Source organism: Pseudomonas sp. MWU13-2105 (assembly GCF_023242315.1).
Classification (GTDB): domain Bacteria; phylum Pseudomonadota; class Gammaproteobacteria; order Pseudomonadales; family Pseudomonadaceae; genus Aquipseudomonas.
Genome location: NZ_JALLIY010000012.1, coordinates 34145 through 60940, shown reverse-complemented (window position 1 = coordinate 60940; position 26796 = coordinate 34145). Strand labels below are relative to the sequence as shown.

The following is a 26796-nucleotide window of genomic DNA, read 5'->3' as shown; positions in this document are numbered from 1 at the left end:
TCCGGAGCAGAAAATATGAATACGTTGTTTAAGCGGCTGGCCTGCGCTCTTGCGATCATTGCGGCGGCGATGATGGCCTCTGTAGCTTCAGCCTCTGAGCTCGTTGCTCAACTTCAGCCAACCCCGGCCGCAATATCACCTATAGCAACTGACGCTGCCATGCTGGCTGCCACTTGGGCAGGCCCACGCGTAGTCAGTGTTGGGGACAATGGCGTCATTCTGCTGTCAGACGACCGCGGTTTGTCCTTCCGCCAGGCTCAAGGGGTGCCAGTCAGTTCCATGCTGACTGGTGTCAGCTTTGCCGACCCTAAGAACGGCTGGGCGGTAGGACACTGGGGTGCCATTCTGGCAACCACTGATGGTGGTGAGAAATGGCGAGTCCAGCGGCTCGCTATGGCGGAGGATCGGCCACTGTTCGCCGTGCATTTCTTCGACGCTCAGCGTGGTGTCTCTGTTGGATTGTGGTCGCTCGTGCTGGTTACACAGGACGGTGGCAAGAGCTGGACTGAACAGAAGGTCAGTCCTAAAGACCAAGGGTTGTCTGACCTCAACTTGATCAATCTATTTCCTGACGCTAAAGGCGGTGTTTTCGCGACAGCTGAACGAGGTCGCTTGCTGCACTCTGCAGACGCTGGGCGCACGTGGGACTACTTGAGTACGGGTTATGAAGGGTCGCTGTGGTGCGGGGTGCAGTTAAGTGACGGGACGCTTTTGGTCGGAGGACAACGTGGAACATTGCTGCGTAGTGAAGACGGCGGGCAGAGTTGGGTGCGGGTGCCTCTTGGCAGTAAGAGTTCACTTACCTCCATCGATGCTAACGGTCTTGAGGTGATGGTCGTGGGTCTGGACGGTCTGCAAAAACATAGCCTCGACGGTGGGCGCACGTTTCAAGAGGCCACAGCTCCCAGCAAGGAGTCACTGACTGCGGTACTTGCTGCAGAGGATGGAAAGTGGCTGCTGTTCTCGCGCCACGGGATTGTCCCGCAGACCAAGTAAGCGATTGTCGGCTTGGGATACAGCATGGCTGCAACTCGGTTTAACTTTTAGGCGTCAAAAAACGGTCCTTGGAAGAGGGGCGAATTGCCTGGATAGACTTTTCATCAACGGGCGACGGGTATTGTCCAATGGCGGTGGTCGTTCGCATGATGAGGGTTTGAGCCTGCTGGTGACCAAGCAGAACTTCAACATCGCCCTGGATTGTGCTCAGTACGCTTTTGTGCTGGAGAACTGCCGGGTTGTGGATGAAGGTTTTTGCCGAGTTTTTGAAGCCTCGAACATGGGTTCACTTGAATCGATAACCCACTGAGCGGACAGTCACCAAGACACCTTCGATGCCCTGAATTTCCAACTTGCGACGCAGGTTATGGACATGCGCGTCGACGACTCTGGCGAGGGCCTCGCTTTCAGGCAGGCAGATGTCCAGCAACTCCTCACGGGTGAAGGCTTTGGTTGAGGTTTTCAGTAGCGTGGCCAGAATTTTGAATTCGGTAGGTGTCAGGTCCAACAGCAGCGGTTCATGATTGACGGTCTCGATACTGGCAGTGACTGCATTGAGATCAACCCGCAGGTTTTTATACCGCAGGTGCTGTTCAGCGACTGCACTTACGCCTGAGCGACGCAAGACTGCGTGAACCCGTGCGACCACTTCTTTGGGGTTGTAAGGTTTGACGACGTAATCGTCCGCGCCATAGCGCAAGGCACCCAGTTTTTCAGGCTCATCGCCCATCGCTGTGACCATGATGACGGGGGTATCGCCGCAGCGTCTGACAGCTGTCAGCACGTCGGTGCCGCTCACCCGAGGCAGCATGACATCCAGCAGAATCAGGTCGGGCTTGCATTGGCGATGTAGCTCAATGCCTCGTTGTCCGTCTTCGGCCAGTATCACCTCGAAGCCGTCTCGACGCAGGTAGGCCTCGAGAATGCTGGCGCTGTCGGCATCGTCTTCGACGACCAGAATACGTTTTCCTGACACGGTGGGCCTCTTGATCAAATCTTGATATTTGGCGAACGGTTTATTGATAGTCGGCGCCTAGGATCACGTCCAGACCTCACAGCACGAACTGATCCTATGTCGAAGAACGCACCGCTGTCCAAGACTATACGATTGCGTCAACGCTACTGGGTGGTGTTGTCGCTGACGCTGGGCTTAACAGGTTGTTCCCTGGCGCCCAGCTATGAACGACCGGCATTGTCCGTGCCGAAAACGCAGCAGGCGAGCGTTCTGGTAGAGGGCTTTGGGTTGTCGTCCACGCCAACTGAAATCAACCTTTCTCAGAACGAAGAACACCTGATTGCAGAGGTTTCACCCGAGGGGGGGCTCCGGCCACTGGTGCAGTTATCGCTGAGCTTCAATCGTGATTTCAGAGTGGCGGTTTTACGTATCGAGGAAGCTCAGTCTCTTTATCGTACGGCCCGGTCTGATCGCACACCCACTGTGGCCGCCGGCTTCGAACGTGATCGTCAGCAATTCGACAACGCCGCGATCAATGAACGCTATGGCCAGGACCTGACGTTCGCCTCGGTCGGTATTTCGAACTTCGAACTGGATTTTTTCGGTCGGGTTCGCAGTCTCTCCGAAGCGGCGCGACATGACTACCTAGCCACGATTTATGGCCAGCAATCGGCACGCAGTGCGCTGATCGCTGAAGTCGCCCGGTTGTATTTGCTTGAACGGCTGACGGCAGCGCAGCAAGTCGATGCGCGACTGATTGACGATGCCGAACAGACAATACTGGGTAGGGCGGAGGGGCTGCAGGTCGAAGGTGCCGCGTCGTTTGACGATGTCGCCTCCCAGCATGCAAAGGCACAAGACGCACACCTGCGACTGGCCGCTGCAACGGCAGAGCATGCGCGCTCACTCCAGGCGTTGTTGTTGGTGACAGGCTACGCGAAGCCACTGCCACCTATGAATAATGTTGAGTCTGTCGAGGTGGCGCCTGCTGACCTTGGCACTCCACAGTGGCTGGTTGATATGCCTTCTCAACGCCTGTTGGAGCGCTTTGATGTTCGACAGAGCGAGGAACGCTTGAAAGCCGCCAACGCCAACATTGGCGCCGCCCGGGCGGCTTTTTTTCCTTCGATCAAACTCAGCACCGGTATCGGCATTGCCAGCGATAGCTTGCGCACTTTGTTTGAAGGCGGCAATGGCACGTGGTTGTTTAGCCCCCAGCTCTCGCTGCCGTTGTTCGACGGCGGGCGCAATCGCGCCAACCTGAATCTGGCCGAAGTTCGTAAGCAAATTGCCGTCGCTCAATACGAAAAAACCGTGCAAACCGCGTTCCGCGAAATGGCAGACGTACTGACCGAGCGTCAGCATGTGCTGGAACGTGTGCGTAGCGAAAAGGTGCTGAGTGCTCTCGCGCAGAGCAAGGCGCAGCGAACGCTCGCTGAGCTTGAAGCGGGAGGTGCCGACCGCACCCTCTTGCTGGCTTCGCGGATTCGTGTGGCTCAGGCGGACATGGTTTGGCAACAGGCTCGTCAGGCGCTATTGCTCAACCGGCTGGACATTTATCGCGTGCTTTGTGGTGTTGACACTGCACCTGCCCAACTCCTTTCCGACAATGAGTCTTCGCAATGAACCGTCACTCTGAACAACCCGAAACTTTCTGGATGAAGGGGGGCGTTGAACGACAACCTTTGATGAAGTCGGGGAGCGCGATGTGTCATCGTTTCGAGGGGATTTGCCGGGCAACTGAATCGCTTATCGGCAGCTTTTATGTAGTCTGCCTTGTCGCTTTGCTCTTGAGTGGCTGTTCCCGCACCGCGCCCACAGAACCGCCTGTCACGCGCGCCGTCAAGGTGGAAGCGGCAAAGGCGGTGGCAGGAGCGGGCGGACGCTTCACTGGCATAGTCCGGCAGCGCCAGCGCGCCAGCCTGGCTTTTGAGTCCGCGGGGCGATTGGATAGTTTGCGCGTTGATGTCGGGGATAGGGTTCAACAAGGTCAGGTACTTGCCGCGCTCGATCCTCAGTCTGCGCGGCTGCGTCTGGAGCAGGCCAGGGCCAGCGTCAGTGCGAGCCAGGCGCAGGCTGCTGAGCGAAAAAGCAATTATCAGCGCCAACAGCGTTTGTATGCCGCCGGCAGTGTTGCGCAAAGCGTTGTTGAGTCGGCCGCAGTGGCTTATGGGCAGGCAGAGGCTGGGCAACGTCGAGCTATTTCGGATCTGGCTTTGGCGCAGCGTGAGGTTGAACACGCTCGGTTGGTCGCACCTTTTAGTGGGCGCATCGTGGCGCGCCTCGCTGATCGTTATGCGCAACTGATCGCCGGCAAGGTGGTGCTTGAGTTGGAATCTAGTGATGACTGGCAGGTGGTGGCGGCTGTGCCCGCCGCGCTGACCCAAGGACTGAAGCCAGGTGATGCAGCGCAGGCCTATGCTGCGGCGCAACCCTCCACGTCCTTGGACCTGGTGCTCGAAGGGGTCTCGCCCAGGGCGGAAAATGGGTTGTTACAAACCTGCATTTTTCGTCTGCGTACTCCGTCAGTCGCGCTGTCCAGTGGCTTGACCGTCGTTGTCCAGCTGCACGCGGATGCACCTCGTCAACTTTCCATTCCTGTGTCGGCGCTGTCGATGGGGCCGACCAGTGCCAGCGCTCAAGTCTTCGTCTACCAGCCCGCCGCGACGAACACAACGCTTGGCAGCGTAACGACCAGGAGCGTATCGATCGCGGGTGTCGAGCAAGGCCGTGCCTTGATCGACAGCGGACTGGCCGACGGCGAACAGGTGGTTACTGCCGGTGTCGCCTTTCTGTCCAACGGTCAGGCGGTGAGCCTGTATCAACCTTCTACTCGGCTGGCGCACAACTAGATCATGAACCTTACTCGTAGTGCGATGGATGCCAGCCGCTTGACCTTGTTTGCCGCTTTACTGGTGCTGGTGGCCGGTGTCCTGACTTTCTGGAGCTTTCCTTCCCAGGAAGAGCCGTCGGTGACGATCCGTGACGCGCTGGTCAGCGTGGCATTTCCCGGGTTGCCGGCGGAACGGGTCGAGGAACTGCTGGCCAAGCCAATGGAGGACAAGCTCCGGGAGCTGCCTGAGATCAAGAACCTGATCACAACCGTACGGCCGGGCAGCGTGATCATCCAGATCACCGCCTATGACGAGGTCAAGGACCTGGGGGTGTTATGGCAGCGGGTCAGGGCCAAAGCGGCTGATGCCGGGGCGAGCTTTCCGCCCGGTACCCTGGGGCCCTTCGTGGACGACGACTTCGGACAGGTTGCGGTGGCGTCAATTGCCGTCACCGCGCCCGGATTTGCCATGAATGAAATGCGCGGACCGATCAAGCGCTTGCGTAACCAGCTGTATGCCTTGCCGGGTGTGGACCGGATCTCTTTGTACGGCTTGCAGGAGGAGCGGCTCTACCTCGATTTTGATCGCCAACGCCTGGCGGGGTTTGGCCTCTCGATTCAACAATTGCTGCAGCAGCTTCAGAGACAGAATGTCATTGTGTCGTCGGGAAGCCCCTTGCTGGGCGAGCAGAAAACCACGGTCACGGTGACAGGTGAGGTGCTCTCTGCTGCGCAGTTGGAGCAGTTGCCGATTCGGCTGGAGAAAGGGCAGTCGGTGGCACTGGAGAAGTTGGCCACAATTTCAGTAGCAGCCAACGAGCAGCCGGACAGTGCTGCGGTATACCAGGCACAGGATGCGGTGGTGCTGGCTGTTTCAATGAAGGCCGGGCTCAATATCCAGTCTTTTGGACAGGCCTTGCGCGAGCGCCTGGCGCAATTGGAGCAACAGTTGCCGCTGGGTTTTTCGATGCATGTGGTGACCTTCCAGGCCGATGTTGTGCATCACGAAATGGCCAAGATGCAACACGTGATGATGGAAACCGTAGTGATCGTCATGGCCGTGGTCATGCTGTTTCTCGGTTGGCGAACTGGATTGGTGGTGGGGGTGATCGTACCGCTGACCATCCTCGGAACTCTGATCGTGATGCGTGCCCTGGGTGTAGAGCTGCAGACGGTTTCGATCGCCGCGATCATCCTCGCATTGGGCTTGCTGGTGGATAACGGCATTGTCATCGCCGAGGATATCGAGCGTCGGCTGCAGGCGGGGGAAGAGCGTCAGCGCGCCTGTGAGGACGCCGGACGCAGTTTGATGATCCCGTTGCTAACCTCTTCTCTGGTCATCATCCTGGCGTTCTCACCCTTCTTTCTCGGCCAGACCAGCACCAATGAATACCTGCGGTCTTTGGCTATTGTGCTGGCCATCACGTTGCTTGGGCCCTGGCTGCTGAGCGTGACGGTGACGCCATTGCTGTGTTTGCGCTTTGCCAAGGCGCCGGTGCCGGGAAAGGAGGATGCCCATTCACACGGCTACGACTCGCTATTTTACCGTGGCTATCGCCGAGTGATCGAGGGACTGTTGCAGCATCCCTGGCTTTTTCTCGGCAGCATGCTGGCGTTGTTAACCGTGGCGATTGTCGTGCTGACCCATGTGCCCTATGACTTTTTGCCGAAATCGGACCGCAAGCAGTTTCAGATACCCATCACTCTGGAGCCGGGCACGAGCTCGCGTGTGACCTTGCAAACCGTGCGCGATATCAGTCAGTGGTTGAGCGCCGATAAAGATGTGGTCAACAGTATCGGCTATGCGGCCGAGGGCGGGCCGCGGATTGTGCTGGGACTCAATCCGACCTTGCCGGCGCCGGATGTTGCCTACTTCACCGTCAGTGTGCGCGATGACGTTGATATCGATACAGTGATTGCGCGTACAAACCGCTATCTGTTGTCCCAGCACCCGGAGGTTCAAGCGCAGCCCAAGCGATTTTCAATGGGCACCACCGAAGCTGGCGTCGCCATCTATCGGGTGATCGGACCGGATGAAAGCGTACTGCGAGGTATCGCGGGCAAGATCGAAGCAGCGCTCATGGCGCTGCCTGGTACGCAAGACGTGCGTAACGATTGGCGCTCACGGCAACTGCGTTACAGCGTCGTCGTCGATCAGTACCAGGCGCGAAGGGCTGGGGTCAGCACCCAGGACATTGCCCAGGCGTTGCAGCTGCGCAGCGGGGGCTTGCTGGCGTCTTCGATGCAGGATGGCGAGACGAGCGTACCCATTGTCTTGCGCGAACCCACGAACGCCAGTACCCCGACGAACGATCTGGGGAGCACCCTGATCCATCCGGCTGCGGGGGGCGATGCGTTACCTCTGGCTGCCGTCGCGACAGTGCGCGCCGAGGTCGAAGCGTCGACTATCCTGCGTCGCAACCTGGAGCGGACGATCACGGTGGTTGGGCACAATCCGTCGCTGACAGCCAGCTCGATTGTCGAGCGCCTGGCGCCGCAGGTCGATGCCATGGGCCTGCCGCCTGGATACCGGATCGAACTGGGCGGAGAGATCGAGGACTCTGCCGCGGCCAACCAGGCGTTACTGCAGTACCTGCCGCATGCGCTGGTTGCGATGTTGTTGCTGTTCGTCTGGCAGTTCAACTCGTTTCGAAAGCTGTTGATCGTGGTGGCCAGCGTGCCATTTGTTTTGATCGGCGTGTCGGCGGCCTTGGTTCTGACCGGTTACCCGTTCGGATTCATGGCAACCTTTGGCTTGCTATCCCTGGCCGGCATCATCGTCAACAATGCGGTGTTGCTGTTGGAGCGTATCGAGGTCGAACGGGGAGAGGGTTTGCCGCTACACGAAGCCGTGGTGGGGGCTGCGGTCAAGCGGCTGCGACCCATTATCATGACCAAGTTGACCTGTATCATTGGTCTGATTCCGTTGATGCTGTTCGCCGGTCCGCTGTGGAAAGGCATGGCCATTACGATCATGGGAGGACTCGCCCTGGGGACTCTGGTGACGCTGGGGCTGATTCCAGTGCTCTATGGGTTGTTGTTTCGTAAACGCTCAGAAAAGTCAGCTGATGTGCTCAGCTCAAGTCGGGTTGTGTAACGATGAGGACTCGACTCGCCGGGAGGCGCTGATGATCCCCCCCGGATACCGCCGTCTGGCACTGGCCGACCCGTAGACCCAGACCATCATCCCCCAGCCGGGTGATTGTCCTGCATACCAGCAGGTTGCTCTGTGAATCGCATAATCAGTCAGCGACAGGGAGGGCGCTTAAGGCGTTCGTTACAAAGTCCGTTGACGACCCCTTTTACGTCCACTTCGCCCCTGCTTGCTCCTGCACTTCTTGGCTAACTTAGGCTTCTGGTTATAGATCCCGAGGAGTGCAAAGTGAACAACGAAAACAAGATCTACGATTGCGCTGGCGCGGTGTGCATTATCGGTGGCGGTTCTGTGGGCGGCAGGTCGAAGGCTACCGTCAACAGTATCCCGGGACAGGGCGTTCGTGTCCGGGTGCATATCCCTATTCAGCCGGCCCCGGAGGCCCCATGATCCGATTGATGATCGCTGATGATCACGCAATTATGCGTGAAGGCCTGAAACAGATCTTCGCCTTGGCCAGCGACCTGAAAGTTGTGGCCGAGGCGGAAAACGGTGTCATGTTGCTCGAACGGCTGCGTCAGGACGACGTAGACTTTCTCCTGCTTGACATGAACATGCCGGGCATCTGTGGCGAAGATCTGATTGCGCGCATCCGTATCCGTTATCGGCAATTACCGATCCTCGTGCTGAGTATGCACAATGAAGTACAGATCGCCCAGCGGGCGCTCTGGTCGGGTGCCTGCGGCTATCTGACCAAGGATAGCGACCCTGAAGCCCTATTTACGGCTATCCGTAAAGTGGCTGCCGGCGGGCGTTATATCGACGCCGGTTTGGCCGAACAAATCGTTTTTGCCGCCAGTGGCCCGGGACCATGCAGCCAACATGACGCGCTTACCAACCGGGAACTGCAAGTCATGCGTCTGCTGTCCTGTGGCCTAAGCGTCTCGCGGATTGCTATGCAACTGGTCATCAGCCATAAGACCGTCAGTACCCACAAAGCTCGCCTTATGGAAAAAATGGGCTTCACCAGTACAGCCGATATCGTTCGCTATGCCATGACCCAGCCGTCGCTCTGAGCATTCACGCCTCAAGTTAGAATTGGCTGAACGAGTACCGTCGAGTCGATGTAATCCGGAGGCCAATGCGTGCTCGGTTTGGGGTATATAAAACAGCTTGGCGTGCGGCGCCAAGCTTTAGATTAAACTTCAGAGATCAAGGTAAGGTGAACAGCACTTTGACTTTGTCATTCACCGTCGATTTATCCACATAACCGATAGCGTCTGCCTGTGAAGAAACTCGAGTAATGACGGCGTTGTCGTCCACTACGCTGGGCAGTGGTTGGCCTTTACCGGTGAATATCACACCTGACCAATAGGACTTCAACTGCGCTTCATTTTTATTGGTGACAGCACGGTAGAACTTATCCTTGGTGGGGCTCCAAGCGGTCTGATCCACCGCCTTGAACGAATTGTCCTTGCCAAGAAAAATGTTCGCTACGTCCGATTGGGTGGGCGCCGAACTTGCGCCTGTATTGACGATCACCGCCACTTCGGCGTTTGCTAACGAGCCGAAGGTCAGTAACGTGCAGGCGCTGAGAGCGCTAATGATCAGTTTCATTTTTGCTCTCCTTAGAATACGAAATCGACGCCGATACTAATGATGTCACCCTCGAAGTTTCGTGAGGGGGCGCCGAGGGCGCCTGAAGTTTGGGAAAACAGAGCATTGTTGAAAGTTTCCTGGGCGTTCTTGACGAACACTCCCGAAGTGCCACCATGAGTGTCGACTCGCTTGAACTCGCCCTTCACTATAACCGACGGAGTAACGCTGTAGTTCAGGCCGTAGGTCCAAGAGTTTTCACACCCGGAATCATCTTTCATGTGACCATAGGTGACGTGAGCGAGGAAGTCGCCGAAGCGGCGTCCTGCCATGAAGTACATTGCCTCAACGGGACTCGAGCCTTCGGCTATAGTGCGACGGGTCCATTCGTCGCTGGTGATCCATATGCCGTTATCGTATTGGTAACCCACTGAGGTAAAAGTCGCGTGGGTGTTATCAAGTTTAACCAGCGTCTGATCAACGACTCCGAATGGGGTGGTGATAGGCGCATGGTCATCGGAAGTTACATCCGTCTGGGCATAACCAATGCGCAAGGAGCCGAAGTTGTTGACGGCCAACGTAGCGTTAGCGGCAAAAAAATTCTTGTAGTCCACATCGTAAAGCTCATCGAGTATGAACAGTTTACGATTGTTGGCGGCACCACCGGAGGCCTGAACCGTCAGTGAACCAAACGATAACGGCTCGGTATAGATGAAGTCGGCGCCTTCGTAGTTGGTGATTTGGACCTGGCTGTAGACTTCGTCTGGCAGGCGAATCCAGGGGTTGGTAAAACCAATATTGAGTGTGTCCGAGTACATATAAGCCGTTCCGCCAAGGCGGCCGGCGCGGAATTTCAATTTATCGGTTGCCTGCCATGACAGGTATAGCCACTCCAGATTCCCCTGCCACTCATCTTGTTGTGGCTTGATGATCGCTTGAGCGGTCAAACCGACAGTATCGGTAATGCCGTACTGTAATTGCCCACCCAGTTTGGATAGCTGGTCACCCCGCCAATGATCATTCGTCTGACCGGTGATGCCGTAACCATGGCTGTCGCCCGCACCGCCCAGGTGCGTAACACCCAAGGTGCCAAAACCATTAAAACGATAGTCGCCTTGATCCAGCGCGAACGCCGGACTGCTCGCCACGCACAGCGCAGCGATACTTAAGACTCGAGTACTGATCATTCGGATTGCTCTCTTGGTGTTGTGTTAAACGCTGAACTGAGCGGTTGCCGCTCTTAGGTCGTCGCCTGTGCCGACCAGCTGTTCGCCCAGGCGAGCCGTGGCGTCGGCACCATTAGCGGATACTTGTGAATCGAGCTTGAGGACTTCAGTCTCTCGCTGGATAGAGTTCGACAGACCGATTTGCTCATGGGTGAACTGAGCGATACCGGCGTTCAACTCATTGATCTGGTGCACAGCCCCCGCAATGGCTTCCAACGTCTGGGTAGCCTGCACTGAGCGCTCGATACTGGCCTGGGCCTTTTCGCCATTGAGCACCATGATGTCGAGCACTCTGTTTGCACTGTTCTGCAAGCGCTGAATGATGTGTTGGATTTCGGCAGTGGACGCGGTGGTTTTCTGTGCAAGGTTGCGTACTTCATCGGCTACCACCGCAAACCCACGTCCTTGTTCACCGGCGCGGGCAGCCTCGATGGCGGCGTTGAGTGCCAACAGATTGGTCTGTTCGGCCACACTGCGGATGACGGTCAGGACCGAACCCACTTGCTGGGTTTCTTCTTCCAATTGTTGCATGGCCTGAACCGCTTCAAGCACGCTGACACCCAGGTCGCTGATATGGTTCGATAGCCCGCCGATGTTTTGGCGAGCGGAGTCGGCCTGCTTGAACGCCGCACCGGCCTTCTGTGAAGCCTGCTGGGAGCGTTGGGCAACTTCCTGGATGCTGACCGTCATCGTATGGATATCGCTACTGATCGAATCGATACGACCTTGCTGGGACTTAGTGTTTTCTTCTGAGCTCTGAGTCAGTCGGTAGAGGTGCGTGGACATTGCACCCAATGGGCTCGCCGCCTCGACGATCTGGTGGATCGTTGCCTGCAATTTATCGAGAAAACTGTTGAACAGCTTGATCATTTCCCCAATTTCATCGTCCGAGCGCACATCGACTCTTCGTGTCAGGTCACCGTCGCCGCTGGCAATTGCTGTGAGGGAGTCAATCACGCCATGAACGTTGTTCATGATTCGCCGAATGACAAGCACTGAACCTGTGCTCACCAGCAACACCAGTATCATCGTCAGAATGTATCCAACCCGAGTGGTGGTGGCGTTATCCGTGCGGGTCAGCGACAGGTTGGCCTGAAAGTCCTGGTAGGCATTGGCCCGGAAGGTGTCACCCAGCCCTTGGGCGGTTTTCAGATCAATGCTCATGCGGTCAATGTTGGAGTGTAAGCTTTCGAAGGTACCGGAGCCCTTTATCAGTTGCTCGGACGTCGAGAAGGCGTTATCAGCGTAGCGTTTGATCGCCTCGTTCCAGGTCGTCAGTTTTTGATTGCGTGCCGGCTGCTGCTCGGAAAGCTGTTTAAGCTCAGATTGCTTGGCAACGATGTCATCAACTATTTTATGTCCCTCGTTGAGGGCCTCTATCTCACCGGCGGTGACCGCGCTGTTGAGCAAGCCCGGTAAGCGGGAAAACTGGAAGATCACGGCATCTGTTTTTTCAAGCGTTGGATAGCTACCGTTTTCCAATTCGAACAGACGAGTATCGGTATTTGATAACTGCAAGGACGTATAACCGACAAAAACTAACAGTCCAAAAAGTGCCACTGCTGGCATAATCGACAATTTCAATGTCAGGGATATTTTTGCTCGCATTTTTTTGTTCTCAGAGGCGGAGCAGAGTCGTTTAAAGTACGAAAGTCAACGCTGATCGTTTAGTACTCCATTGACTATAGACAGGCTGTAAAACCCTCCGGCGCTCATCGACAGTCGCACTCAACTGACAGAATCAATAACATCACAGCTACGCCTTCTGAGGAGGGGGTGGTGGCGTGATTGTTATGGCATATTCTTCATCCGATGGTGGATTTTCTGGTGGGTGTCGGAGTCAGTAACTCTGTGTCGAAGGAGTGGAAGCAACATGCTATTCGCGTTAAATGCTACAGGCCATGCTCTGCGCTTGACTATCAGGGGGCGCTGATTTTTTGGGTAGGCGGATTTGTGGATTTAGTAGGCATTGCCCTACTGGCGCAGTTTGCGGAAGGGCATTAAGAATATGCAGGCGATCAAATCCTGGATCTGAACATTACAGAGGGCTTACGCAAAAAAGTATCGAATGTAAGCGTTCATGGTTGTATCTCAGTAGTTGATCCATGACCTCGTCGTTGAGTTGGCGCCGTGTGATCCTGCAGGTCGGCGCCGTGGACCCGAGCTGGGTGGAGAGATCAAGGACTCGCCTGGGGGACTCTTCAATCAAACCTTAAAGCGATTGACCAAATCACTGAGGTCGCCCGCAAGCCTTGAGAGCTCCTGGCTTGCTGTATGCGTCTGCTCCGCACCTGCCGAGGTCTGGATCGAGAGGTCGTGTATCCGGACGAGATTGCGGTCCACCTCTCGAGCGACCTCCGACTGCTCTTGGGCCGCACTGGCGATTACCATATTACGTTCGTTAATCCCTGATACGGCATGCGCAATGGTACTGAGAGCATCATTGGCCGCCTGGGCCTGCACCTGCGTCTGGCGGGCTTGGTCCGCACTGGTGAGTAGGGCCTCCACCGTCTGGTGGGTACCTTGTTGAATGGTGCTGATCATGGTTTCAATTTCGCGAGTCGACTCTCCGGTACGATGAGCCAACGAGCGGACTTCATCCGCAACAACGGCAAATCCGCGGCCAGCCTCACCTGCACGTGCTGCTTCGATCGCCGCATTGAGCGCCAGCAGATTGGTCTGCTCTGCTACAGCCCGTATGACGTCCAGAACTTTGCTGATGCTCCGTGTCTGCTCGGCCAGGTTCCGCGCTTGATCCGATGCGTCGACCACGTTATCGGTGAGGGCGCTGATAGCCGTTAACGTATCGGCCAGTTGTACTTGGCCCTGGCGCGCGGTGTCGGAGGCGGCCCTGGATTCGTTGGAGGTCGCAACTGCGTTGGAGGCCACCTCCTCAACGGCATGGCTCATCTCCGTGACGGCTGTCGCGGCCATATCTATTTCGGCGTTCTGCTGATGCAGGCCTTGGGCGCTTTCATTCATGACAGCGCTCATTTCCTCCGTCGAGGAGGCGAGTTGTTCGGCAGATTTACCAATGCGGTCGAGTGTTTCGCGTAGAGTGGTTTGCATGGAGGCCATTGACCTGAGGAGTAGTGAGGCTTCATCTACGCCCGTGGTGTCCAGGTGCTGTGTCAGGTTTCCCGACGCAATGGTTTCAGCCGCCTGCACGGCAGCATCAAGGGGGATTGTCAGACTGCGAGTCAGGCGCCAGGAAAGTAGGAGGGTCAGTAAGAGCGCGAGTGCAATTACAATGGCGGTGATCGTTTTGGATTCGCTGTAAAGTGTAGCGCCCACTTGGGTATGGTAGGCCGTGAGGTCGAGGCTGTGCGTCTGGAGCCGCTTGGCGAATTCATTCATCCGGTTGCCGCTATTGGCCATGGTCGACATGATCTGAATGCGGGCTTGGTCCAGGTTGCCTTGCTTGACGAGTGCGGTAAGCTGGTCTACTTGAATAAGATAGTCACGATAAGCGGCGTGCAGTTGGTCAAAGGTGGCGCGTTCTTCTCCGGTAACGCCCAGGGCCTCGTATCTGGCGAACTCTGCGTCAACGCCCTGGCCAATTTTCCTGATCGACTCCCGAGTGGTATCCACGGCCGAGGGGACTGCTGCCAACCGGAGCGTCTCTACTCGAACCCTTGCCAGCTGTAGGGCCAGATTATCAATGGAGACAATGCCCGGTATGGCGTCTCTTTCAATCAGCTCACTTTCAGTACGTATGCTGGACAGTTGATGGAGGCCGAAAAAACCCAGTGCGGCGACTACAACGGCTATCAGCCCAAAACATAACGTGCTGCGAGGGGCTATTTTAAGAGAACGGAGATTCATGTCTAGTCCTGTATTAGTGTTACCGCCGGGATGTCGGTGCAACTAAATTATCGGCGGCATGGATCGTATCTGAAGGTTTTGTGAATGTGGGGCTGAATTTTTTTAGAAATTATCGTGTGCCGAAAACAACATTTCCAAAAGTAATATTTTTTGATGAGTATTTTTCGCTTGATTGTTTTTGTTGAGTTGTTTTTGGGGGGCGTCTCACGTGAGGTACTTGGCGCTCGCAAGTAGGAGCGGTGGCTGTAGTTTGAATATTTCAGTTTGTAGGATTGCAGATGGACCGCAACAAGAGCAGTTGGTGTGTGGCACGTCAACCGCTGCACGGCATTAGCCTAGCCCGATATCGATGGCATTTCTCCACCAACCCTCTGCCAAAGCCTTGGATAGTTGCATTTTCAGTAGCATTTCTACACGCCTTGCTGCGCCGGACAACGGGCGCTTGGAGTGAGTGGCACAGTAGATCGTGCGCTTGATAGTTGGCGACACAATGCGAGCTGTGTAGATGTGTTCCGGATGGCGGTGAACCGCAGCGAGCGATAATATGGTGTAGCATTGCGTGTCGATGACCATTTGCTGCAATGGTTCATGAGCATCAATTTCGGCAATGATATCCAGACTCACACCATGGCCGATTACCACATCATCGATAACACGCCTCAGCCCGTGTCCGGCGCCAGGTAACACGAGTGGGAATTGATTCAGCAATGAGGCCCTTAGCTCACCGTCGCTGTTAAGTGCGTCTCGACGGAAGCTGTCCGTATGGCCTGCGATGAAAAGATCCTCTGTGATTAGAGGCGTGGTCACCAGATCTTCTGTCTGATGGGTCGAGAATATCAACCCTAGATCAATTTCACCTGTTATCAACCACTCCCGAAGATGCCCACTCAGGCCGCTGACAATTCGCATCTTAACGTTAGGCAGCTCGCGTTTGACCGCCCTGATCAACGGCACTGCCAGTAAAGACGTCAAGGAACCGGGCAGCCCGACCGCGACAGAGCCATGCTCTGCCGACCTCAGATGCTGCATTGCCTGCTTTGCGCCTTGGAAAGCGGCCTGGACATTCTTCGCATGTCCAAGAAAGTCACGTCCTTCGGGGGTGAGGGTCACGCCATCGAAACGACGTTCGAATAGGAGCACTCCAATTTCCTCTTCAAGCAGCTTGATCTGTGCACTGATTGAAGGCTGAGAAATATGGAGATTATTAGCGGCTTTCTGGAAAGACCGCTGTTCAGCCACAGCCATGAAGTATGTGATTTGCTTCAGGTTCAACAGCAGTCCTTCCAGTTCGTGATGAGGTGTCAGCGAGTATTTGATGACTCGTCAAGCAGGCGCTTTGCACGCAGGTAAACAGGCTTGTCGATCATTAGATCACCGACCTTGATAGCGCCCAGCCCTTTGCGGTCTGCTTCATGGAATGCATCGACAATGGTGGTAGCCTCAGCTAGCGCAGCGCTGTTTGGAGTATAACATTCGTTAATTGCGTCCAGGTATTTAGGATGTACGACTACCGCTCCACGAAACCCCAGAGATTTGGCTTCATCCAGTTTTGCCTTGAAGCCGGTACTGTCCCCAAGGTCCGCGATTGAACCGATGAAACCAATGGGCTGTATGCCGGCGGCGCGACAGGCAAAAAGTACCATCATGCTCGGCCCCATCAGTAGTGATGGGATAGGTTTTCCACCGCAATCAAGGGAAAAGTCTTCGCTTCCCAGCATCATTCCCATAATGCGCGGGTCGGCAGCGGCGATCTGATGAAGTGCGGGTAGCGCAATCGCCGATTCAATCTGAAGAAGGAATCTAATCCGGCCCGGAGCAAGCTGCTTTTCTCTTTCAAGGTCGCCAACCAATTGGCTGATGAGCTGGACATCACGATAGTGCTCGACTTTGGGCAGCAGAACGATGTCCAGGTTTTCTCCGATTACTGCTCTCAGATCGCAGACAGCGGTGTTAAGAGGTCCATTCACCCGGACAGCTGCCAGCTTTTTGGAAGCTTTGATCCGTTGAAGGTTATCGTTAATCGAATGGCGGGCAGCTGACTTCCGACTCTCATGAACACCATCTTCCAGGTCCAGGATGATCACATCGGTAGGGCGACCAAGTGCGCTCTCGATAATTTTGGCGTTATCAGCAGGTGCGAATAAAAATGAACGGATCATGGCTTTAACTCTTATTGGCTGGGTAGTGGCCGAGTTCACGGAGGATTTCTTCGTTGTGCTCCCCGACCTTGGGGGCTGGGCGTCTGAAGCCGCCAGGCGTTCCCACAAGTCGAGGAACAATGTTATGCATCGGGATTGTATTCATGTCTTCATCAGGCAAATGTACGATCGTCTGACGCCCCATTGTGTAAGGGTGATCAATCAGATCGGCTACCGTGCAAACCGGGCCGACGGTCACTGCTGCCTGCTCAAAGATCTCCAGTGCCTGATCCCGTGTGTGCTGCATCATGAATCGGCCGATGATTGCATCGAGCTGTTCGCGGTTTTTGACCCTGGCGTTGTTGTCAATGAAGCGCTCGTCACGTTTCAGTTCGGGCTTGCCAATAGTGTCGAAGATTTTCATGGCCATCGACTGCATGGAGCCCGAAAGGGCCACATATTTGCCGTCGCTGCACATATATATATTTCTGGGCGCGGCATGACTTGCTTGATTTCCGGTGCGTTCGGTAGGTATACCTGTTAGTTGGATTTTCGCGGCTTCCGAGGAAATAACCGAGAAGATGGGCTCAAAAAGCGACAGGTCGATGACTTGACCTTTCTTCGAACGATTCACTTGATGCAGGGCTGTGAGTACCCCTGCGGCCCCGTAAACCCCCGCAATCATGTCCGCAAGCGCAAGGGGGGGAAGTGAGGGGGGCTTGTCGGCGAATCCATTTAAGGCCGCGAACCCGGACATTGCCTCAATCAGCGTGCCGAAGCCGGGTTTTTCTTTGTAAGGACCGGTCTGTCCCCATCCAGAGATTCGAACGATGATCAGCTTGGGATTGATTTCGAGCAGGGTTTCCGGCGCCAACCCCATTTTTTCCAGCGTCCCGGGCACGAAATTTTCGATGAAAACATCACTCGTCTTAACTAGCTTCAGCACCACGTCCATGCCTTCAATGGATCGCAGATCAAGTGCCAGTGATCGTTTATTGCGACCATAGATTTTCCAATAAACATCAATTCCTTTTTCTTTCCACTCTCGCAAATCATCACCGGTATTCGCCCGCTCAATTTTAATGACGTCGGCACCAAAGTCAGCGAGGTACACGCTGAGCATGTTGCCCGCCACCAGTCGAGAGAGGTCTAGCACCCTGATATCGTTCAACGGTCCGACGTTATTTTTATCATATTTCATATCTGCGAATTCCTAAGGGTGCAGCGTGGTATGCATTCAAGTTATGTAGGCTGGCCGTCCTTCACAAGTAGTTTTTTTAGATACCCCTTCAAGGTTTGGCCTATGTGGCTGGTTATAGGCAGAACCTGCACCCCATCATGGAAACTAGTATTTCCCAAGCTTGGGCTGATCTGGCTAATGTCGATTAATCAATAAAAAGTGTTCTTCAGAACCGGTAGGTGAAAAATGTACACACAGAACTTTACGCCCATTACGGGGTCTTTAGGCCTCTCCGCATTAAGCGCAGTGATCCCACTCTTTGTTCTCTTTGTCTTACTAGGGCTCCTCAAGGTGTCCGCCCGCTGGGCGGCGTTGTCTGCCTTGATTGCTGCGATCGGAATTGCGTTCTGGGTCTACGAAATGCCAGCAGTTCAAATCGCGAGCGGGACGCTGGAGGGGGCGGCAACGGGCTTCTTTCCCATCATCTGGATTGGCATCAATGCAATCTGGTTATTCCGCCTGACGCAGCTAAGCGGCCACGACAAGGTCATTCGAGGGGCACTCGCAAGGCTCAGCCCCGATTTACGAGTACAGACGTTACTCATTGCTTTTTGCTTCGGAGCACTGCTTGAGTCCTTGGCCGGGGGAGGCGCGCCCGTTGCCATTTGTGCGGTGATGCTGATTGCACTTGGCATAAAGCCGGTGCAAGCTGCGGCCATTTGCCTCATAGCGGATACCAGTCCTGTTGCATTTGGATCACTTGGTCTGCCCATCTCAGTATTATCAAAAGTGACTGGCTTGCCCGTCCATGAGCTAGGGGTGATGGTTGGACGCCAGACACCAATTCTCGCGCTTTTCATCCCATTGATTCTGATTGTGATCGCGGACGGACGCCGGGGGCTGAAGGAAATTTGGCCTTTAGCGCTCGTCGCGGGTATTAGCTTCGCAACCGGCCAGGCCGTTGGTTCAATGTACTTACCGATCGAGTTAGTGGATATCAGCGCCGCATTACTGTGTATTGGGGCCGTCGTAACTTTCCTCAAAGTCTGGAGTCCGGAACGCGTCCGCGAAACTGAAAGCTCAGCTGTTTTGGGCCCCGCGATTTTTGTTCCCGCGAAAAATGAGCGTTTCGAAATGCTGCAATCAGCTTCAACCTTGAATAGCGGAGGCGGCGCCGGGATTATACAAGGCACAAGCTCTGGATCAAGACGATATTCTGCTCGAACACTCGTTGTGGCTCGGGAGACAATCGAACTTTTTCGGGCTTTTGCTCCCTATGCCATCGTCATTGCACTGGTGGCTCTCAGTCAAATAAAAGTGTTGAAAGAGTTACTTGAACTAGGTACGAGTACTCTCCACTGGCCGCTATTGGACGTCGTCACGCCCGAAGGAAGGCCGCTTGGCGTCGTCAATGCGAAATTTGAGTGGCTGCTTTCAGCTGGCTCAATTGTACTGTTTGCTGGTTGTTTGACCATTCCGGTATTGGGGTTAAGCGCTAAACAAGCTTTAAAGGTCTATCTGAAAAATCTTGGTGAGCTGAAGTGGGCGATATTTACTGTTTGCTCTGTTGTCGGTGTTGCCTATGTGATGAATCTGTCCGGTCAGATAGTAACGCTGGGTATTTGGGCTGCTCAAACGGGTCCCGCATTTGCATTTATTTCACCAATCCTGGGATGGATTGCTACTAGCTTGACGGGATCTGACACCTCCGCCAATGCATTGTTTGGGGTGTTGCAGATCACAACCGCCCATCACACCGGCCTGTCAGATGTGCTGCTTGCCGCCGCGAATTCCTCTGGTGGCGTGGTGGGCAAGGCTATTTCACCTCAGAACTTGACTATTGCTGCTGTAGCTGTGGGGATATCAGGGAAGGAGGGGGTGCTGTTTCGCAAAGTCATTGGTTGGACCCTGCTGATGATCACGATCATGAGCGTTCTGGTTCTCTTTCAATCCACCCCGGTGTTGAGTTGGATGGTCCCGAGCGTTCACTCATGATCACTAACATCGTCTGGACCAACAGCATGGGTCCGCGCAGTTGTCAGGAAAGAGGTTGACATGAAAGCTGTATTTCTCGATAGCGATACTATGCCCCTTTCGTTTGAGCGCGAGGGGCCAATTCAATGGGTATTAAGATCCAGCACAAAGCCGTTCGAGGTTGTGTCGGCGCTTCTGGATGTTGAGATTGCGATCACGAACAAGGTCAATCTCACGGCATCAATTTTAGAACAACTGCCGAAATTGAAGTATGTATGCGTGGCGGCATCGGGTTATGATTGAGTTGACATTGCGGCCTGTCAGGCGCGAGGAGTGAAGGTGAGCAATGCGCCTGGATACTCATCGTTAAGTGTGGCTGAGCACGTGATGACTTCGATTTTTATGCTTAGACGCCGTTTCTTCGAATACCAGCGCCTCGCCCAAACAGAGTGGCATTCCTCTCAACATTTTTGTGTACATGGTGGAGCCATTCGGGACGTCCGTGGTGCAATTCTCGGTATCGTTGGCCGCGGGGCTATCGGTCAATCTGTAGCAGAGCTGGCCAGTGCGCTGGGAATGAAAGTTCTGTTCGCCGAGCATCGAGAGGCTCACACCATACGGAAAGGTTATACGGCTTTCGAGGATGTCTTGCGTCAAGCTGACATCCTTACGCTCCACTGCCCTTTAACGACCGCATCACATAATTTACTCGATGCTAAGGCATTTAAAGTTATGAAGTCCTCCTCTCTATTGATCAATACAGCTCGAGGTCCATTGGTTGAGCTGGAAGCGCTGAAGAATGCATTAACATCAGGACTCATTGCTGGCGCATCGATCGATGTTCTGGATACAGAGCCGCCCGCCATGGGCCATCGATTGATAGGACTTGATCATCCCAATCTCATTGTTACACCCCACGTCGCCTGGGCGAGCACTAGCAGTGTGGCTAGGCTGGACGATATCATTGTTGCTAATGTTATGGGGTTCTATGACGGAAATCCGATCAATTTGATATGTTGATTCGTCAAAGGGGAACACGATGCTCCACATGCGGTTCAGTGGCGCGGTTAGGTGAAATACAGAGGATCAAGAAATTTATTCTTCTCTCAATGGGGACCCGTTCTGACGCGCACTTAATCAACGTGCTGCGTAATCATCGGCGGGCCGGATCATCATTGAGGTATGGTGTTGTTCAGCTCCATGATCCTCCGAGACTGAACACCTAGAACCAGCGATAAGGGATCAATGGACTGTGAATTCTCACGAACCGGCTCAGCAGGGTACGTAATGCAATCGTCTCAGGTACACCCAACTGGCGCATCATATTCTCCTCGACTTGCTGGCTTTGGCTGGTTATCCGGGTAACCAGTACTTTGCCTTCCTGTGTCAGATAAATATGTGAATGGTCTATGTGCTCCGGTGGGTTGGTTGTCTCTTCAATCTCATCATCAATACGGATCAGGCCTCTGGCGGCCAGGTCGTTGATCGATTCGCGTCCCACGAAGCGGCCTGTATAAGCTGCCAATGTGATCAGTTCGTGGTAGGTCCGCGCCTCTCGTGCCCCAAGTGCGTTGAGTATCAGGTATTCGATGTCGTTCAATTCCAACTCGCTGGCGTGCTCGCGCGACTTTGCAGAGAAGTGTAAATAGGCGCTGGCCAGTAGATAACCCAGCGAACTGGTTTCACTGACATTGCGTGGATCTTCGCCATCAGGAGGCATGACCGTCTGGGTAGTGCTGGTTGCGATGGCGTAGTTGCCGCTTTGGAACACCAGCGGTGGTGTGTCGCATTTATCAAACCGGAGTACTTCGCCGACCAGAATGACGTGATCGCCGCCGTCATAAATATGTGCGGTACGGCACTGAAGCCGAGTGGTGCACCCGGAGAGCAGTGGTGCTTCGCCCAGGCCATCTTCGTACTTGATATCTTCGAATTTCTCCGCACCACTGGTGCTTCGAGCAAAGCGCCCAGAAAGATCGTTCTGGTCGTGAGCGAGAATATGCACCGCCCAATGGCTGGCGCTCTCAAAGGCAGCCAGGCTCTGTGATTTACGCGCCAGGCTCCAAAGTACCAAAGGTGGGTTCAAGGAGACGGAGTTGAAACTGTTGGCCGTCACGCCCACGGGGGCGCCATCCGGGCCCCTTGCGGTGACGATGGTGACGCCGGTGGTGAAGGTTCCCAGCGCTTGTCGAAATTCTCTGGGGTCCAGGGTTGTTTCAGGGAGCGGCTGTCGATTCTGTTGGGAGGGCTGCAGGTCGTTGATCATGTGAGTGCTCGTTGGCGGTGGCTCGGGTTCAATAGGGTGAATTGTGTTATGGACAGGAGCGCTGAGCATGGTCAAAACGGACGATGTGGGGGACAGCGAAGTGAAAGGTATCAGGCAGGGAAAAACTGAACAGGGCGATGCAGTCGGCGCAATGGAGGCGTGCGGGCAGCAAACAGCAGTGCTGTTTTCGTGTAGGTGCCAACGGATTGGTAGCGCACCCCGCGTGACAGTGGCAGCGGGGTACAGGATGCCTGGGGACGCCGCGAATCAGCGGTTGATGCCTCGCTCGCGAGCCATGTCGAGGGCCAGGTCTTCGATCATGTCTTCTTGCCCTCCGACAGTCTTGCGTCGGCCCAGCTCAAGCAGGATTTCATGGGAGGGGACGCCGTATTTTTGTTCGGCCCGCTTGGCGAACAGCAGGAACGACGAATAGACACCGGCGTACCCAAGCATCAGCGAGTCACGGTCGACCCGAACGATGTGCTCCATCAATGGGAAGACTTTTTCCTCGGCGACATCTGCTAGTTTGAAGACGTTCACCCCAGTGATTATGCCCATGCGGTCGCATACGGCATTGAACACTTCCAGGGGCGTATTCCCGGCACCCGCGCCCAAGCCGGCGGCGGATCCATCAATGCGGTTGGCACCGGCGTCAACCGCTGCCAACGAGTTGGCGATGCCCATCCCCAGGTTGTGGTGGCCGTGAAAGCCCAATTCTGTGCTTGGGTCGAGTGCCTGGCGCACGGCATCGATACGCACTCGAACATCCTCGGGCAACATGTATCCGGCCGAGTCGGTAATGTACAGACAGTTGGCGCCATAGCTCTCCATGAGCTTGGCTTGCTTCACCAGGCTATCGGCATCCAGCATATGTGCCATCATCAGGAAGCCGACGGTATCCATCCCCAGTTTTCGACCGTACTGAATATGCTGCTCGGAGACATCGGCTTCGGTGCAATGAGTCGCGACCCGGATGGTCGTAACCCCGCATTCGTAGGCCATTTGTAGATGATCGACGGTGCCTATCCCGGGCAGCAGCAGGGCCGAGACCTTGGCCTGGGTCATGCGCGGGATCACAGCCCGCAGATATTGCTCGTCACTGTGTGCGCCAAAACCGTAGTTTACAGACGTGCCCCCGAGCCCATCGCCGTGGGTGACCTCGATCAGTTCTACTCCGGCAATGTCCAGGCCGGTGGCGACGTCGATCATTTCCTGCAGACTGATCTGGTGCCGCTTCGGGTGCATGCCGTCGCGCAGTGACATGTCGTGCAGGGTGATTTTTTTACCGCGTGAGTGAGTCATGGCGATCTCCCTTAGAAATGGATTAGGACTTCAGCATTTCTTCGGCAAACATTTCCGCGGTGCGGGCGGCCGCTGCGGTCATGATGTCGAGGTTGCCGGCGTACTTGGGGAGGTAGTCGCCCAGACCTTCCACCTCCATGAATATCGACACCCGGTTACCATCGAACACTGGGCCGTTCTTCAGGATGTAGCCGGGCACATACTTCTGGACCTCCTTGACCATGGCGTGGACCGACTGGGTGATCGCGTCGCGGTCAGGCTCGCTTTCGGTCAGGCAATGGATGGTGTCACGCATGATCAGCGGCGGTTCCGCGGGGTTGATCACAATGATCGCCTTGCCCTCTTTGGCCCCTCCGACCTTGACCACCGCTCCCGCCGTGGTCCGGGTGAATTCGTCGATGTTTTTGCGTGTTCCCGGGCCGACTGAACGCGCTGATACCGTCGCGACGATCTCGCCATAAGCGACTGGCTGTACCCGTGATACCGCGTTGACCATGGGAATGGTCGCCTGCCCGCCACAGGTCACCATGTTGACGTTCATCACCTGTTTGCCCAGCTGCTCGACCAGGTTCACCGAGGGCACGCAGTAGGGGCCAATGGCTGCGGGCGTCAGGTCGATCATCAACACGCCCAGCTCGTTGAGCTTGCGCGAGTTTTCCGCATGCACATAGGCTGAGGTGGCATCGAAAGCGATCTGGATGTTGTCGGCCTTGACGTGTGCCAATAGCCCATCAACACCCTCGGCGGTGATCTTCAAGCCCATGTCTTTGGCGCGCTTCAAACCTTCCGAAGTGGGGTCAATGCCCACCATCCACACCGGTTCCAGTACTTCACTACGTTGCAATTTATAGAGCAGATCGGTGCCGATGTTACCGGGACCGATCAGGGCGCATCTGATTTTGCGTGTCATGGCCAGTTTCTCGCTTCAGTGTGGGGCAGGTTCAGTCGGTGAAATGAATCGAGGCGCAACCGATATCGCTGATAGTCAGCTCGAAGTGATCACCGGCGTGCACCGGCACCAGCGGTACCAGCGACCCGGAGAGGATTATTTCGCCAACGCGCAGCGGCATGCCGAAGGCGCCCAAGGTGTTGGCCAGCCAAGCCACCGCCTCGGCGGGGTGGCCCTGTACCGCGCTGCCCAGACCACTGGAGTGCAGGACACCGTTGCGCGACATGTCCAGGCGCACGTTGGCGAGGTCGAGACTGGCTGCCGAGATGCGCTGTTCACCCAGGACGAACACGCCGCAGGAGGCGTTGTCGGCAATGGTGTCCTGAATCGCGATCTTCCAATCCTTGATCCGCGAGTCGACGATCTCGAAACATGGCACCACGAACTCCGTGGCCCGCAGCACATCGTCCAGTGTCACGCCCGGGCCGAGTAAATCCTGTTTGAGGATGAAGGCAATTTCGCCTTCGGCGCGGGGCTGGATCAGGTTGGCCTGCGTAAGGCTGATCCTGGAGGCGTCGGCAAACAGCATCCGGTCGGTGAGAAAGCCAAAGTCAGGCTGGTGCACACCGAGCATTTCCTGGACCGGTTTACTGGTTACACCAATTTTCTTGCCGATGACGGTCTCGCCGTCGGATTGGCGGCGATCCATTATCTGGAGCGAGATACGGTAGGCGTCTTCAAGGCTCAGCGAATGCTGGCTGGTCAGGGGATCGATCACGGTGCCATCACGCAGGGCACGGTAAAGCCTGTCGGCCAACTGGTGCTGCAGGCGAGTGTTGTCTGAATGGGTGTGGGCGAGGGGTGCAGATGGATTTATGGGAGGCATTCGACCGTCCTCTTGTCAGGTTCTGCAGCCATGATGCCGCAAGCCTGGAGGTTCGCCCTCGTCCTCTCGGACTACCCCCAAGCCCTTTCTGAGCGAGTGACTTGCAGCGTCTACCGATGCCAGGTGTCGGGTCGAGGAGCGTTTCCGGGTGGGCGCAAGTGGAGGCGTTAGTCTGTGCGGACGAGGCGGGAAGGGCGCTAGGTGCTCACACTGGGGTTAAACCTTTGAGGGCGTCTTCCAGTGAGTATTCAATCCAAGGCCGGGTTACCAGTCGAGCTGTCGCCACAACAGCGTATTTGTGCCATGTGCGGGGTCTATGCGGTGCTCTTCCTGTTGGGCCTGGAGACCACCATCGGTGGCAGTATCTTGCCGCTGGCGGCCACTGAACTCCATGGGCTCGGGCGCTTTCCCCTGATCGGAACGCTGCAGATGCTGGCGAGCGCCTGCACCACATTGATCGCCGCGAGGCTGGGTGACATGTATGGGCGCAAATACCTGCTGCAGTTGTCCATTGCGCTGCTGGCTCTGGCGGGTGTGGGATGCGGGATGGCGCAGTCAATGGAACAGTTGCTGGCGATGCGGGTATTGAATGGGGTGGCCATTGGGATGATGGCCGCCACGGCGTTTGCGGTTCCGGCCGATGTCTTTCCGGATCCTGTGCAACGAGCCCGTTGGCAAAGTCTTAGCGGAGTCATGTTCGCACTGTCGAGCAGCATCGGTCCGCTGTTGGGCGCGATGCTGAGCGATGCCTTCGGTTGGCGCTCTGCCCTGTTTGTGGTCCCGCTGGCGGCGGCCCTGGTGCTGGTGGTGCTGTGTTTCATTCCTGCCAACAGGCCGCTACATCTGCAGCCCCAGCGCTTTGACTGTATGGGGGCGGTGCTGCTCTGCGTGCTGATCGTCTCGTCGTTGCTCGCCTTGCAGGTGCATTCGGGAGACTCTTTGGCGATAGCGTTCTGCGCCGGATGGCTGGTGTTGTGTGGGGGCTCCATGGCGGGATTGTGGCGGCATCAGTTTCGCGTGGCGCAGCCGATTCTGGCGCTGGACATCCTGCGCAGCAAAGGGGTACGGCAGATCAGCTACTCAACGCTGCTCAGCGGCGCGGTGCTGTTTATCTTGTTTTTCTACAGCCCGATCCTGCTGCACACCGTCAGTAAACTGAGCCTGGTACAAGCCGGTGTGGCAATGATCCCATTGCTGATCGGTTTGCCTGTGGGCAGTGTGCTCAATGGCCTGTTGTTTCGTCGGCAGCGCCGGCCCCAGCGCTTGATGGCGGCCGGTGCGTTGTTTCTGGCCATGGGCTGCGGACTGCTGTTGGCGTTAGGCCCGGAAAGCTCGCAGCACCATGTCTTTATCAGTTTCGGTTTATGTGGCCTGGGTTTGGGGGTGATCAACCAGAACCAGATCTTGTTCATGCAGATGACAGCGCCCATGGCTCATATCGGTGCGGCCACCGGGCTGCTCTCGACGGCGCGCACCTATGGCGGGGCACTGGGCAGCGCGCTGCTGGGGGTCGTTCTGGCGCTCAGCGGTATCGATCAGGCGCTAATGGCAGGCTTGCTGTTTGCGTTTCTCGCCGCACTGCTGCTCATTCCCCTGAGCCTGCGATTGCAGCTGTCCTGATCGGGCGGGTGCTGTT

At 55.8% G+C, this 26796-nt stretch carries 20 protein-coding genes and 1 pseudogene; 9 read left to right on the top strand and 12 right to left on the bottom strand.

Annotated elements, in window-relative coordinates; all coding sequences use genetic code 11:
* The first annotated feature begins 15 nt into the window (after window positions 1-15).
* On the top strand, window positions 16-996 hold the full coding sequence (locus M5B96_RS18455; protein WP_248798164.1) for a WD40/YVTN/BNR-like repeat-containing protein: 981 nt from the start codon (window positions 16-18) through the stop codon (window positions 994-996).
* Between the two features lie 157 nt (window positions 997-1153).
* A complete protein-coding gene (locus tag M5B96_RS18450) occupies window positions 1154-1306 on the top strand; it encodes a hypothetical protein (RefSeq protein ID WP_412548619.1) in 153 nt (50 codons plus the stop codon).
* Here the strand turns inward: M5B96_RS18450 and M5B96_RS18445 are convergent.
* Window positions 1283-1972, bottom strand: coding sequence for a response regulator (locus M5B96_RS18445; RefSeq protein ID WP_248798163.1), 690 nt, complete (start codon window positions 1970-1972; stop codon window positions 1283-1285). The genes M5B96_RS18450 and M5B96_RS18445 overlap by 24 nt on opposite strands.
* Window positions 1973-2068: 96 nt before the next feature.
* On the opposite strand from M5B96_RS18445, the gene M5B96_RS18440 reads away from it, so the two are divergent.
* The 4 genes from M5B96_RS18440 (at window position 2069) to M5B96_RS18425 (ending at window position 8954) form a co-directional block, all read left to right on the top strand.
* Window positions 2069-3577, top strand: coding sequence for an efflux transporter outer membrane subunit (locus M5B96_RS18440; protein WP_248798162.1), 1509 nt, complete (start codon window positions 2069-2071; stop codon window positions 3575-3577).
* The gene (locus tag M5B96_RS18435) at window positions 3574-4803 is read left to right on the top strand and encodes an efflux RND transporter periplasmic adaptor subunit (RefSeq protein ID WP_248798161.1); all 1230 of its coding nucleotides are present in this window, start codon (window positions 3574-3576) and stop codon (window positions 4801-4803) included. Before M5B96_RS18440 ends, M5B96_RS18435 begins: the two co-directional genes overlap by 4 nt.
* 3 nt (window positions 4804-4806) lie before the next feature.
* Complete coding sequence (locus M5B96_RS18430) at window positions 4807-7881, top strand: efflux RND transporter permease subunit (protein ID WP_248798160.1); 3075 nt, start codon at window positions 4807-4809, stop codon at window positions 7879-7881.
* 443 nt (window positions 7882-8324) lie between these two features.
* Window positions 8325-8954 carry a response regulator gene (locus tag M5B96_RS18425; protein WP_248798159.1) on the top strand — a complete coding sequence of 210 codons (630 nt, stop codon included), beginning with the start codon at window positions 8325-8327 and terminating at the stop codon, window positions 8952-8954.
* Window positions 8955-9090: 136 nt separating this feature from the next.
* Here M5B96_RS18425 and M5B96_RS18420 read toward each other — a convergent pair whose 3' ends face one another.
* From M5B96_RS18420 to M5B96_RS18390, 7 genes are all read right to left on the bottom strand, one after another.
* Window positions 9091-9495: a phosphate ABC transporter substrate-binding protein gene (locus M5B96_RS18420; protein WP_248798158.1), complete on the bottom strand. Its 405-nt coding sequence runs from the start codon at window positions 9493-9495 to the stop codon at window positions 9091-9093.
* An 11-nt stretch (window positions 9496-9506) separates the two neighbouring features.
* Window positions 9507-10661 carry a hypothetical protein gene (locus tag M5B96_RS18415; RefSeq protein WP_248798157.1) on the bottom strand — a complete coding sequence of 385 codons (1155 nt, stop codon included), beginning with the start codon at window positions 10659-10661 and terminating at the stop codon, window positions 9507-9509.
* Window positions 10662-10685: 24 nt separating this feature from the next.
* Window positions 10686-12308 (bottom strand): methyl-accepting chemotaxis protein, encoded by a 1623-nt coding sequence (locus tag M5B96_RS18410; protein ID WP_248798156.1) that lies wholly within the window; start codon window positions 12306-12308, stop codon window positions 10686-10688.
* A 597-nt stretch (window positions 12309-12905) separates the two neighbouring features.
* Complete coding sequence (locus M5B96_RS18405; protein ID WP_248798155.1) at window positions 12906-14525, bottom strand: methyl-accepting chemotaxis protein; 1620 nt, start codon at window positions 14523-14525, stop codon at window positions 12906-12908.
* Between the two features lie 330 nt (window positions 14526-14855).
* Window positions 14856-15797, bottom strand: coding sequence for a LysR family transcriptional regulator (locus M5B96_RS18400; protein WP_248798154.1), 942 nt, complete (start codon window positions 15795-15797; stop codon window positions 14856-14858).
* Window positions 15798-15826: 29 nt separating this feature from the next.
* The gene (locus M5B96_RS18395; protein WP_248798153.1) at window positions 15827-16684 is read right to left on the bottom strand and encodes an HpcH/HpaI aldolase/citrate lyase family protein; all 858 of its coding nucleotides are present in this window, start codon (window positions 16682-16684) and stop codon (window positions 15827-15829) included.
* A 4-nt stretch (window positions 16685-16688) separates the two neighbouring features.
* A complete protein-coding gene (locus M5B96_RS18390; protein WP_248798152.1) occupies window positions 16689-17864 on the bottom strand; it encodes a CaiB/BaiF CoA transferase family protein in 1176 nt (391 codons plus the stop codon).
* Window positions 17865-18089: 225 nt separating this feature from the next.
* On the opposite strand from M5B96_RS18390, the gene M5B96_RS18385 reads away from it, so the two are divergent.
* Together M5B96_RS18385 and M5B96_RS18375 are read left to right on the top strand one after the other, a co-directional pair.
* Entirely contained in the window at window positions 18090-19838 is a 1749-nt protein-coding gene (locus tag M5B96_RS18385) for an L-lactate permease (protein WP_248798151.1), read from the top strand.
* 60 nt (window positions 19839-19898) lie between these two features.
* Window positions 19899-20837 (top strand): annotated as a pseudogene (locus M5B96_RS18375) (D-2-hydroxyacid dehydrogenase).
* Window positions 20838-21039: 202 nt separating this feature from the next.
* Here M5B96_RS18375 and M5B96_RS18370 read toward each other — a convergent pair.
* The 4 genes from M5B96_RS18370 to M5B96_RS18355 form a co-directional block, all read right to left on the bottom strand.
* Window positions 21040-22083, bottom strand: coding sequence for a flavin reductase family protein (locus M5B96_RS18370; protein ID WP_248798148.1), 1044 nt, complete (start codon window positions 22081-22083; stop codon window positions 21040-21042).
* A gap of 267 nt (window positions 22084-22350) precedes the next feature.
* The gene (gene dmpG, locus M5B96_RS18365; RefSeq protein ID WP_248798147.1) at window positions 22351-23385 is read right to left on the bottom strand and encodes a 4-hydroxy-2-oxovalerate aldolase; all 1035 of its coding nucleotides are present in this window, start codon (window positions 23383-23385) and stop codon (window positions 22351-22353) included.
* 22 nt (window positions 23386-23407) lie between these two features.
* On the bottom strand, window positions 23408-24295 hold the full coding sequence (locus M5B96_RS18360) for an acetaldehyde dehydrogenase (acetylating) (RefSeq protein ID WP_248798146.1): 888 nt from the start codon (window positions 24293-24295) through the stop codon (window positions 23408-23410).
* 31 nt (window positions 24296-24326) lie between these two features.
* On the bottom strand, window positions 24327-25160 hold the full coding sequence (locus M5B96_RS18355; protein WP_248798145.1) for a fumarylacetoacetate hydrolase family protein: 834 nt from the start codon (window positions 25158-25160) through the stop codon (window positions 24327-24329).
* Window positions 25161-25463: 303 nt separating this feature from the next.
* Here M5B96_RS18355 and M5B96_RS18350 point away from each other — a divergent pair, with 303 nt between their 5' ends.
* A complete protein-coding gene (locus M5B96_RS18350) occupies window positions 25464-26780 on the top strand; it encodes an MFS transporter (protein WP_263859624.1) in 1317 nt (438 codons plus the stop codon).
* Window positions 26781-26796: the final 16 nt, after the last annotated feature.